Annotated in this window: 7 protein-coding genes; 4 read left to right on the top strand and 3 right to left on the bottom strand. The window is 59.1% G+C overall.

What is annotated here, in order from left to right; translation table 11 throughout:
• Positions 1-50: 50 nt before the first annotated feature.
• Together MTX19_RS30950 and MTX19_RS30945 are read left to right on the top strand one after the other, a co-directional pair.
• Positions 51-1,220 carry a Xaa-Pro peptidase family protein gene (locus MTX19_RS30950; protein WP_280980668.1) on the top strand — a complete coding sequence of 390 codons (1,170 nt, stop codon included), beginning with the start codon at positions 51-53 and terminating at the stop codon, positions 1,218-1,220.
• A gap of 918 nt (positions 1,221-2,138) precedes the next feature.
• A complete protein-coding gene (locus tag MTX19_RS30945; protein ID WP_280980667.1) occupies positions 2,139-3,056 on the top strand; it encodes a TauD/TfdA family dioxygenase in 918 nt (305 codons plus the stop codon).
• A gap of 111 nt (positions 3,057-3,167) precedes the next feature.
• Here MTX19_RS30945 and MTX19_RS30940 read toward each other — a convergent pair whose 3' ends face one another.
• Both MTX19_RS30940 and MTX19_RS30935 read right to left on the bottom strand, forming a co-directional pair.
• The gene (locus MTX19_RS30940) at positions 3,168-4,418 is read right to left on the bottom strand and encodes an IS110 family transposase (protein WP_280980666.1); all 1,251 of its coding nucleotides are present in this window, start codon (positions 4,416-4,418) and stop codon (positions 3,168-3,170) included.
• A gap of 900 nt (positions 4,419-5,318) precedes the next feature.
• The gene (locus tag MTX19_RS30935; protein WP_280980665.1) at positions 5,319-6,593 is read right to left on the bottom strand and encodes an acyl-CoA dehydrogenase family protein; all 1,275 of its coding nucleotides are present in this window, start codon (positions 6,591-6,593) and stop codon (positions 5,319-5,321) included.
• 319 nt (positions 6,594-6,912) lie between these two features.
• On the opposite strand from MTX19_RS30935, the gene ectB reads away from it, so the two are divergent.
• Positions 6,913-8,208, top strand: coding sequence for a diaminobutyrate--2-oxoglutarate transaminase (ectB, locus tag MTX19_RS30930; RefSeq protein WP_280980664.1), 1,296 nt, complete (start codon positions 6,913-6,915; stop codon positions 8,206-8,208).
• 435 nt (positions 8,209-8,643) lie between these two features.
• Positions 8,644-9,375, top strand: a complete 732-nt coding sequence (locus MTX19_RS30925; RefSeq protein ID WP_280980663.1) for a hypothetical protein — start codon at positions 8,644-8,646, stop codon at positions 9,373-9,375.
• Positions 9,376-10,544: 1,169 nt separating this feature from the next.
• Here MTX19_RS30925 and MTX19_RS30920 read toward each other — a convergent pair.
• Complete coding sequence (locus tag MTX19_RS30920; protein ID WP_280980662.1) at positions 10,545-10,913, bottom strand: hypothetical protein; 369 nt, start codon at positions 10,911-10,913, stop codon at positions 10,545-10,547.
• Positions 10,914-11,481 lie beyond the last annotated feature (568 nt).

Below are 11,481 nucleotides of genomic sequence, written 5' to 3'. Positions count from 1 at the left end.
GGGCGCCGGTCGACCTTCCAGCGCAACCAGACCCAATGGAGCTACCGACCATGGCGATCAGCAAAGGACCGCAGGCATTTCCGCGAAGCGAATATCTGCGCAGACTAAGCGCAGTGAAATCCGAAATGGCTTGGCACGACATCGATGCGCTCGTCGTGACCTTTGACCGCAACATCAATTATCTAACGGGTTATACTGCGCGCTCCGCCTATGTTCCTCAAGGCTTGGTGGTTTTGATCCACAGAGAGGAACCGATGTTCATCCTGCGCCGCCAGGATGCGCCAGCGGCCATTCACCTCACTTTCTTGGAGCGGAATAGCATAATGGGCTATCCGGAAGCGCTCATTGGAAACCAGGAGGCGGACGGCTTCGATGCCATCATCAATTTCCTTCATGAGGCGGGTCTCGCGAAGCGCGGCGTGGGGCTTGAACTCGGTCAATTGCCGGCGCAGTCGGCTGAAAGGTTCAAAGCCCGCCTACCGCAGGCGAGAATCGTAGATTGTACGAATGCTGTAACCTGGATCCGAACCGTCAAGTCGGAGCTGGAGATCGCGCTGATGAGGGAAGCGGCCGCCATTGCCGATGCCGGCGTGCTGCGTGCCTCGGAGGTGATACGGCCGGGCGTGCATGAAGCTGACGCGATCGCCGAGATTCTGGGAACGCTGGCGCGCGGCGCTAATGGCAAGCGCGGAACGGAGATCGCAAATATTTTCATGTGCTCCTCGCCTCGCACCGGGACAAGCCACATTACTTGGAGCGACGATGTCTTCCGGCAGGGTACGCAGGTAAATCTAGAACTCGCCGGCGTGCGGCATACCTACACAGCGGCGATCATGCGAACGTTCTCAATTGGCAAGCCCTCCGATCGCCTGCGTCGAATCCATGAGGCGGAGTTGACTGGCCTGGAGGCCGCGCTGGGGGAGGTTCGACCCGGGGCAACCTGCAGCGATGTCGCCCACGCATTCAATCGCACGATCGAGAAGTTCGGCTTCCAGAAAGACTCCCGTTGTGGCTACGGGATAGGCATTGATTGGACGGAGGCGGTCACCAGTCTCAAGCAAGGGGACATGACAGAGTTCAAGCCGAACATGACCTTTCATCTCATGCTCGGCAATTGGATCGACGAAGATTTCGGCTACGTAATCAGTGAGACTTTTCGCGTGGCCGAGTCCGGCGTCGAAGTCCTAACCAAAGCGCCGCGCAAGATCTTCGAGATTTAGTTGAAGCTTGTGAGGATGTGGCTCCGCAACTTGGACGCGACTTGCAGGACTAGGATGGTCTTGGCAAGCAAGGCCGACGCTCTCCCCAGGCTGGCACACACTGCATGAAGCTGAAATGATCCTCGCTGTTAATCGTACTAGCGGCATCTGTCAGCGCCAAGAAGGCCTGGACAATCTGTAGGTGATATTTTGAGAAGGAGCGTTCGCGCGCCGAAAGCAGCCCCAAAAGCGGAGCTGGCGGATAAGCGCTCTTTGCTTCGAAGCCGAATGCCTCGGCAAACCCCCGCACGTTGAGTTTGGCGCCATGGCCCTTTGCGGTTTCAACCTCGCGCTGGTTTCGGTCAGTTGGGGGCGGCCCACCAGGAGAGGTAGGTGCGGTTGCAATGGAGAGATGCAACGGTCGTGGCCAGCGAACAGGAAACGAGGGAATCGATATGGCGACATGGAGCAAGCGGTAGCTGCCGAGCACGTGCCAGCGAAAGCGCCGAACCTTGGCACTCCGATCAGGATATATGCCGAAAGAACATCTGATGCGCTTGCGAACTGCCGCGCTGGCGCAGTTTTGCGGAGAATGGATCGGTCGTGATCATTCCCACGACGGCTCGTCGACGCAGAGAGACCCGTCGTGCAGCACAGCACCAGTGTCACTGATCGAGAATGCTGGCTCTGTTTGCTGGCCCGCTGACTCCTACTTCCGAGAACCTGGCCTCATTCGAGCCTGCTCTCATTCAATTTGATCGTGTATTCCTGCTCGGGATTTGGAGGTCGATCATCCTCGCGACATTCAACAGGCGCTCAAGAGCGTGCCGACAGCCAATTCGAAAGTCGGACCGGGCGGTCACAGTGCCACGAATGAATGGCCTTCGTGTTCCCAAATAGCGTTGCCTGGCGAAAAACCACAACCTGGAGAATGCCACCATGAGCGAAAGGGGTTCGAGCAATAGCGTCATTCCGGGGATGGATGTCATCAAACGGTCGGCGCGTATCGGCGCGGAAATCCGCAATATCAAGCTCTCGAGCGATTTGCCGGACCAAACCATCGCTGCGATCAAGACCCTCCTGCTCGAGCACAAGCTCATCTTCTTTCGCGACCAGGGTCATCTTGACGATCTTGAGCACGAGCGTTTTGCTCGACGGTTTGGGAAGCCCGCGCTACATCCAGAGATGGTTCCGACCGAGGGAACGATCTCGGTCCTTGACATTGATTCCGCGCGCAGAAACATCCAGACAGACGTCTGGCACGTCGACTGGTCCTGCCTGGATGCCTATCCCAAGATTTCGGTGCTGCGTGGTGTTGTGATCCCGCCAGTCGGTGGCGACACGGTGTGGTCAAATACCGCAGCCGCCTATCTCGACTTGCCGCAGCCGCTGCAACGGCTCGCTGACGCGCTTTGGGCTGTTCACAGCCTCAGGCTGGTCGCGCACCGCACCGAAGCGGATAAGAATCTCGATGACGAGGCTCTTACCAGGGCGAGGTTCGAGACCGAACATCCCGTCGTGCGCATCCATCCCGAGACCGGCGAGCGTGCGCTGGTCCTAGGCTCCTATGTGACACGTTTTGTAGATGTCCCAAAATATGACGGCCAGAAGCTACTCGATCTGTTTGAGTCTCATATCACCGCGCCGGAAAACACTGTGCGTTGGAATTGGAAGCAGGGTGACATCGCGATTTGGGATAACCGCGCCACAATGCATTATGCAGTCGATGATTACGGCGAGCAGCGCCGCATCGTTCGTCGCGCTGCCGTCGAGGGCGAGGTACCCGTCAGCGTCGACGGCCGGTGCAGTGTGCCCCGTGTCAAGATCATCAAGCAGTCGTCCGCAAGTCCCGCCTAGTCTAGAGCTTTGCGTCTCTCATCAAGTTGGCGGGCTGGTCGCGCCAACGTGGTTCTGCCGCAAGATCGGCGGTCGATTGCTGGTCGCTCCGGGGGGGGGACTCCCCACCATTTAACAAGTGGATTTTTGGGCAGCCAACGACGGGTCGAAGGTGGTACCGGTTTTCAGCATGGCGCAAGCGACGTTGAGAAGGCGGTCGGCAACCGATCGGAGAGCTCGACCGTGGCTGTGACCTCGGCTTCGAAGCGCGACGTATTTCGAGCGGCTTCTGGGGTCGTGCTGGATGGCGACGCGCGCCCAATGGTACATGGCGTTGGCGAGGCGGTCATGACAGGCCTGTCTTCTGACCACAAGGCAGCTCTTACCCGACCGTTTGGTGACTGGCGCGACTCCTGTCAAACTGCGCAAGGCGGCGTAGTCACGTCGCTGCAGGGCATCGAGGGCTTCTGCAAGCAGCGTGGCGAGGACGATCCTTCCCACTCCCGGCAAGGATGCGAGGATCTCCACGTCATGCTGCTTCCTGTGCCCCGGCTCGGCCTCGTCGGTCGCGACGAGACGGGCGGTCAGTGTGTCGAGCTGATGATGCGCTTGCCTGAGCTGGCGGTTCACCAAGCGGACACGCGCGATAAGCGTAGCGATGTGGGCACTGGCGGCCTCGGTCGCACCGGCGGCCACCTTAACGGGCGGCTTACGCAGGATATCGAGCACATGGACGGCGTCGAAGCGACGGATACGATGACGCTTGAGCAACCTGGCGATCGCCGCCCCACGGATCCGCGCGGCTTTGGCTGGCGTGGGCACGGTCTCCCAGAGATCGAGCAGCCACTCTGCTCCAAGGTCGTTTTCGAGCTCGAGCATTGCGGGGAAGTAGCGCCAAAGCTGCTCGCGCAAGCGGTTCGTCAACCGGTTGCGTTCGGCACCGAGGTCCTCCGCGATGCGCGACCACTCGCGCAATTCGATGACGACGGGGTCAGCGGCTGCGAGCAGCCGGAAGCAACGCCGATCCGTACGCAAGGCCGACGCCATCACTTCGGCATCGCGGCTGTCGTCCTTGGCTCCAGCCAGGGTGAAGCGGTCGCGGAAGCGATCCATCTGTTTCGGATTGATGGCGTGCACCTTGAACCCGCGTTCGATCAGCGTTTCGACCACGGGGCCATGTGGTACCTCGATTGCGACCTGGATTTGAGGCCCCTCGACCGCGCCGCTTGTCGCCATCAGCCAGCCCGCCATCTCCGCGAGTCCCTCGCCACCGTGCCTGAAGACCCTTTCGCCGATTTTTCGGCCATCGCCATCCGTGAGGAACACATGATGGCTCTCCGACGCCCAGTCGACGCCGGCATACCAATGCTTCTGATCCGTCATACCCTCTCCTTGTCGCCGCAAGCGAGCCACCGCGACCTTTGCCGATCCCTGTACTGGCGCTCGGAGAAAACAGCTCTGGTCCGGCGCGAACTCCCCACGGGGCATCGATCACGGCCAATCCGACGGGGCACGCGTCCCCCCCAGGTGGTCGGGCCACAGGGGGCGATTGGTCGCTCCCGACGAATCGGCTCGGTTCCGGAAGGCTACGCCAATTCGGGCCGTCGCCCGCGGGTCACGCTACGTTCCGCTACGCTTCACTTCGCGCGACCCGCGGCGCTCATCCCAGAGACCGCATGAAAGGGTACAGGGGGCCGCTCTTCATTGTAGTACCCCCGCGCCAATCCCTCCGCTCGTTCCTGAGCGTCCACAAGGCTGAGAGCAATCAATGGGCGTTGAGGGGTTCGGCGCAAAAGCAGCCGTGGAAGGCCTCGACGGAAGGCATTCGAGGTCGGTCGGCCGGGCCGCGAGAAGTTGAGCGTGATGCCGCGTCGGTAGGCCACAGGTCAAGATCGCGGCGACACCAACTCGCTGTCTTGATCGACGCGGATCGTAGCCGGGACCGTCGAGCGTCACGAGGCCTGGCTCGAGGACCATCGCTATCTCAACATGGACCTGCTCAAGGAGTACAAGAAGGAGGAGTTACGCCACCTCTCCGCCGCCGTCGCTCGCCAGCGCTACGCTTTGGGCGAGCGAGCGACGGCGGCTCCCAGGGGATGGCTCGGCCGGACCCCATGATCGAATTTGCTGAACTTGACGTAAAGAACTCACACTTTGTCCGTCGAAGGACCGAGAAGTCTGCTGCCTGACGGGAATCGAAGACCCGCGGCTTCTTTGCGCCTGCCATGGCAGGGCCGCCGAACCAACTGTGCATAGTCGAATTTGGCCACGCGTTTCGTCCTCCTACGGCATGCTCAGTTCGTGGCGACCAACGACCATCCAGTGGACCTCGTCGGGGCCATCGGTCAGGCGCAACTGGCGGACATCGGTGTACATCTCGGCGAGCGGCGTCCAATTCGAAATGCCGGTCGCGCCGTGCATCTGGATCGCCTGATCGATGATCTTGGAGGCACGCTCCGGCACCATCGCCTTGATCATACTGACCCAGATCCGTGCATCTTTGTTGCCGAGCACGTCCATGGCTCTCGCCGCCTTCAGGACCATCAGCCGCATGGCCTCAATCTCGCAGCGTGCCTGCGCGATTAACTGCAGATTGCCGCCGAGATAGGCGATCTTCTTGCCGAAGGCTTCGCGCGTGAGCCCGCGCTGCACCATCATGTCGAGCGCCTTCTCCGCCTTGCCGATGACACGCATGCAGTGATGGATGCGGCCGGGGCCGAGGCGGAGTTGCGAGATCTCGAACCCGCGGCCCTCGTCGAGCAGGAGGTTCTCCTTCGGCACCCGCACATTGTTGAAGCGTAGATGCATGTGGCCGCGCGGCGCATGGTCCTGTCCAAAAACGTGCATAGGTCCGAGGATCTCGATGCCGGGGGTGTCCATCGGCACCAGGATCTGCGAGTGCTGCTTGCTCGGTGCTGCATCCTGGTTGGTCTTCACCATCACAATCATAATCTTGCAGCGCGGGTCGCCTGCACCGGAGATGAAGTATTTTTCGCCGTTAATCACCCACTCGTCCCCGATAAGCTTGGCGCTTGTCGAGATGTTCTTGGCGTCAGAGGAGGCCACGGTTGGCTCGGTCATGGCATAAGCCGAGCGGATTTCCCCGTTGAGCAGCGGCGTCAGCCACTTCTCCTTCTGCTTTGGCGTGCCGACGCGTTCCAGCACCTCCATGTTGCCAGTATCGGGCGCCGCGCAGTTCATGGTCTCAGGTGCAAGCAGGTTCTTGCCGAGCTCGGCGGCGATGTAGGCGAAGTCCAAATTCTTCATTCCCTCGCCGGTGTGGGCATCGGGTAGGAAGAAGTTCCACAGGCCCTCCGCCTTGGCCTTGGACTTCGCCCACTCCAGCATGTCGAGCTGCGCCCGGGTGAAGCTCCAGCGGTCGGCTGTGTTATCATAAGACTTCTCGAGCTCAGCCGAAATTGGTTCCACGGTTTCGCGGATGAATTCTCGCACCCGCTCATACAACGGCCGCACGGTCTCAGACATGCGAAGGTCGTTTAGATCGTCCCCCGGGTTCAAGCCGTAATTGGTGTGACGGACCGGGGTGGTGATGTCCATGATGGGGCTCCCTCGCTTCGAGTTTGGCCTGCCGCGAGGCGGGCGGCCTGATTTGGCAGGCTCGCGGAAAGCCCTTGTTAAAATTCATGGGAGCAGTCGAAACGACAGCTGCTGACCTTAGTAGGTCCGCGATTTTCGGTTCTCATGTAAGTACATAGAGGGACGTATTTGGCGGCGGGCATCGTGCAACACCCAATGACGCAAGCCTGCACATGCGTCTGTCCGAGTGCTGAGTCCACCGTTCACGCAATCTGACAAGAGCCCGCTTTGGTCATGAACCTCTTTCGTTCATGAACCTCTGACTTGCAAAGGAAACGCGATGGTTGAGGTAATCGGCGAGCCGGCTAACCTGCGAGCTTTCGAAGCGTTAGAATCGAATGTCCGCTTGTACTCACGCTCGCTTCCGGATGTGTTCAGCCGGGCACGCGGTTCCATCATGCTAACGGATGGTGGCCGCGAGGTCATTGACTTCCTCTCAGGCGCCGGAACGCTGAACTACGGCCACAACAATCATGAGATCAAAGCGGCTATTACCGAGTATCTGGCCTCAGATGCTGTTGTGCACGGGCTTGATATGGCCACTCCTGCAAAACGCGAATTCATGGAGACGTTCGACGCTGTCATACTTCGAGACCGCGGTCTGCAGAACTATCGCTTTCAGTTCACAGGGCCGACAGGTGCCAATGCGGTTGAGGCAGCACTAAAGCTCTCACGTAAGATCACGGGACGTCAGAACGTCATCTCGTTCACGCATGGATACCATGGCCTCAGTTTAGGCGCGACCGCCGTAACCGGTGGTCGTCATTTTCGCATAGCCAGTGGCGTAGCTTTGTCCGGCGCGACTTTCATGCCCTATGACGGTTACCTCGGACCGGGTGCTGATACGTCGGACTACCTGCGGAAGGTCTTGCTGGACGAGAGCAGTGGCGTTGATTTGCCAGCAGCCATTCTCGTCGAAACTGTGCAGGGAGAAGGCGGAATAAACGTAGCTGGCAAGGAATGGTTACAGTCACTTCAGGCGATAGCAAAGGACGTTGGTGCCCTTTTCATAGTTGATGATATCCAGATGGGGTGCGGTCGCACAGGCGAATTCTTCAGCTTCGAGTTCGCAGGGTTGTCGCCGGACATCGTCGTACTGTCGAAGTCGCTAAGTGGGTATGGCCTGCCGTTGTCGATGCTATTGATCAGGGAGGAGCGCGACGCTTGGCGCCCGGGAGAACATACAGCGACGTTTCGAGGAAATAATCTTGCGCTTGTATCTGCGACCGCAGCTATAAACGTCTACTGGCGCAGCCGGACGTTCTCAGAAGGGGTCCAGCGCATGGGAGAGCTTATGCGCCGCCGGCTTGAGGCCATTGCGTCCGGCCACGGAAACAGCTTTTCTGTTCGCGGACGAGGCATGGCCGTGGGGTTTGATTGCCAGATTGCTGAAATCGCGGAGGCGACGACGCGCAAGGCATTTGAGAAGGGATTGATTATCGAGCGATGCGGCCCCAGGGATGAGGTCGTAAAATTCTTGCCTGCTCTCACGATCGACCTGGAGGCCTTAAATCGAGGTATTGACATATTCGAAGTCTCTCTAGCCGAGACAGTGAAGCAAGCTAGAGTCGAGTGACCTGAGCGTGCTGCCATCCAGACGAGGCCACGGGCGCGGGTGATTGGCGCCACGGCCAAAGGAAAATAGAGCCGGTCGGCGATGCCCAACCGATCGCTGTCTAGATCCGACAGCCTACTTGCAATCACGGTACGCTCGTTGATGCACGAGTTCTCTTGCGAATGACTTGCTGCCTTGGCAGGACATGGGCGCCCGAAGCAATACCCTTGGCGCTGAGCTCTCCCGAATGCGCGGATCGTCCGATCGGCCGCTGTCGCTCAAGAGCGCGCCGCAGCCGTCAACTGCTGACAGGCGCCGATCACCGCTTCAAACGCCCACTGCAAACTGACCTACCAGAGGAGGTAGTTGTCCTGATTGGTCATCAGTGATGACGATCAGCTAGCAGCTCGCCACATAGGTCGGGGCCCCGCTCTCACGAGAGGATGAAGCGCAGCGATGAAGAACGTTGTCAATCCGTTGCACGTCTCACGCCTCCTGCAAGTATACGACGCCGCCGCCGCCCAAAAAGAAATCAAGCTTTCGATCGGATTTGATTTTGAAGAGTACGTCTCGATCACAAGGGCCACCCCCACGAAGCGGCTGACCTATCCCAATTTTCGGCCCGATCGCTCGCCAATCAAGCCCGGCGAGGGGTATTGGATTATGGGTGTCGATAAGAAGGACGAGGTCACGGTTCTACAGGCCGCTCGGCTGTATGATCTTTCGCAGAGCAACTTTGCAGAACATCTTCAGTCCCTCAAAGCGTTTTACGCAGATCCGACCATACAGGCACATCCTCAGGACCGTTGTACTTGCACAGCGCCAAGTGCGAAGAAGATGACGGGGAAAATAGCGTACCATGGGGATACTTGGATCCGCGGAGACTTTAGGGGCCAGGGGATCGCTAAGATCATCGGAGGAATAGCGCGCGGCGTATCATTTGCCATGTGGGCTCCTGACTTCCTATGCGGACTTGTCGCGCGCTGGACAGTGGAAAAAGGTGTCTACGAGGTCACGCATCATGAACCCGGCGGATCGATATTGCGGCTGGTGGAAGAGGATATCGTTGACGACGATTGGCTGGTGTGGATAACCGGCGAGGAGCTGAGGCGCGAGGTTGAGCGTCACGATCGACTCGATCGGCGCTTTGCTCCATCACCCTCGCCGGCTCCATCAAGCGGTACTTGATACAATGCACAGCCTCGCAGCGTTGGCAGGAATGGTTCGGCACTAATGGGCGATGGTCGGCGAGCCCATATACGCTGTCCCATGCCGTGCCATCGATCTGTTTTGATAAGGTCAATCGATAATGAATGCGATCAGTTGCTGCTCACAGCGCAGTTGGAGAGGGCGGCGCGGCTGGAGGTTATGGATCAACAAGCCTCGTTGCCGCTCTCGAAGTCCGCCGTCCAATACCTATGCTCTGATGATCGGCAGACACGAAAAGCGAAGTCGAAATACTTGTTTCCGAGCAGGGTAGAAAGCTCTCCTCGCCGCAAAGTGCGCTGGTCGTAGCAAATGCCCGTGTCCCAGAGCGCGCGAGCGCTGAGGGCGCCGGCTTGAGCCAACTTCCATGCGCAATATACCGTCTTCGCCCCAAAGACTGCGACAGACCCCCATAGCGGCGCATTGACATTGATCTCTGGTGTGAACCTGGTTGCGACCTTGGCGGATGTAAAAGCCGCTAGCGGCAGAAGCGCCAACAAAAGGAAAAGAGAACCCAATACGTTGGCAACCGCCGTCACCCAGTCGAACGGGAGCCGGATAGAAATTCCGACACAACTTTTTCTGTCCGAACATGAAGGGAATCAATGCGGCAGCGCCGCTAGTAAGGATGCAAGCTCCTAGGTACACCGGAACGGTAGCGCGAACCGGACTTTGCAATCTGGTCTGCCTCTGCACGATCGGCGTGTGGATACTATCCACACGCAGGTTGAGCGACGCGCCAGTGCATTATTGTTTGTACGTAGCGTGCGGTTGTGTGATTTTGAACCGACGCAGCGGGTGAGTTCACCGAGCAGCGCTGCGCCCGTCGTGAGCGAACAAGCGGCCTTCGGGCGGCTTTTTGCTGCCTGCGGCAGCAACCACCTCACAACCTCGGAACAAGTCCTGACCATGACCGCGCGCGTGATCGATATCTCGCACCATAATGTCGGCCGCTGCCGAGCGGCGGAATCGACTGGATCTACTCGCCAGCAACGGTATCCGGGGCGTGATTCACAAGGCTAGCGAGGGCGCCCGCTACGGCGATCCAACCAATCGACTGCGCCGCCAGCAGATCAAGCAGGCGGTTATTCTGTACGGATCGTGCCATTTCGACGCGGGCGAGGTCGTTATCGCGCAAGTTGACCGCTTCTTTAAGGAAGCGGAGCCGGACGAGACCACGTGGTGCTCGACTTCGAGCGGCAGAGCGTGAAGGAGAAGGGTGACATGTCGATCGTGCAGGACGTCTCCTTCGCCTGGTCGAGCAGCGCCTCGGCCGCAAGAGCGCGATCTACTCGGGCGGCAAGCTCAAGGAGAACATCGACAAGCTCGATGCCGATGATCGCGCTTATGGTTCGCTCACATAGGCTCTGCTCGCCCAGTACGGCGCGTACGCCGCGCTGCCGGACGGCTTCGCGAAGTGCTGGCCTTGGCAATACACGGGCGACGGATTCGGCCTGCCGCGGCATTCGATCGCGTTCGTCAAAGTAGCAAAGTGCGCCGATTACGACAACCCCGAGCATGCCTAATCGCATCGCGCGTATCGACGCCGCAGTTACGAAGCCTTGATCGATGATCGCTTTAAGGCAACCCGGATCGGGCGCGCGGGTCGAGCGGAGGATTCCGGCGTTTGTTGTTTGCTCCGTGGTGGAGGCATCAGAATTAAACGCATCGCTAGATTGTCGATAACGTTCCTATCCGCTAGAGTTGTGCCGCTCCCAAGTGGGGCGCAAATACTGATGGAGATTTGATCATGAATTTGGTCCGTCTGACTATTGCTTCCGCGTTATTGCTAGGATCGGTCGGAGTGGCGGCCGCGCAGCAGGCCGCTGTCGCTCCGCCACCGGCGGGGACAACGAAGACATGTGCGCCTTTCGTCCCAAATGTCTGGCGAACAGTCACACCAGTACCAAGCACTTGGGGATTGGACGATTGCCGCAACATGGGCCAAGCAGTTGGAGCAACCGTACTACAGGTTGGCTGCTTTTCTGAGAAAGAGCCGGCCGGCGCGACATCGAAGTATGTATTTGGCGCAGCGACGAGTATCTACAATCCGCCTTCGCCTGCGAATCTGCCTAATCCAAACTGCGG

Origin of the sequence: Bradyrhizobium sp. ISRA464 (assembly GCF_029910095.1) — a bacterium.
Classification (GTDB): domain Bacteria; phylum Pseudomonadota; class Alphaproteobacteria; order Rhizobiales; family Xanthobacteraceae; genus Bradyrhizobium.
The sequence above is the reverse complement of the archived record's forward strand: the minus strand, read 5'-3'. Positions and strand labels throughout refer to the sequence as shown.

Bases quoted from the DNA above. Each gene is read 5' to 3' on its own strand.
- MTX19_RS30950 (WP_280980668.1), top strand. From the start codon at position 51: ATGGCGATCAGCAAAGGACCGCAGGCATTTCCGCGAAGCGAATATCTG.
- MTX19_RS30945 (WP_280980667.1), top strand. From the start codon at position 2,139: ATGAGCGAAAGGGGTTCGAGCAATAGCGTCATTCCGGGGATGGATGTC.
- MTX19_RS30940 (WP_280980666.1), bottom strand. From the start codon at position 4,418: ATGACGGATCAGAAGCATTGGTATGCCGGCGTCGACTGGGCGTCGGAG.
- MTX19_RS30935 (WP_280980665.1), bottom strand. From the start codon at position 6,593: ATGGACATCACCACCCCGGTCCGTCACACCAATTACGGCTTGAACCCG.
- ectB (WP_280980664.1), top strand. From the start codon at position 6,913: ATGGTTGAGGTAATCGGCGAGCCGGCTAACCTGCGAGCTTTCGAAGCG.
- MTX19_RS30925 (WP_280980663.1), top strand. From the start codon at position 8,644: ATGAAGAACGTTGTCAATCCGTTGCACGTCTCACGCCTCCTGCAAGTA.
- MTX19_RS30920 (WP_280980662.1), bottom strand. From the start codon at position 10,913: ATGCTCGGGGTTGTCGTAATCGGCGCACTTTGCTACTTTGACGAACGC.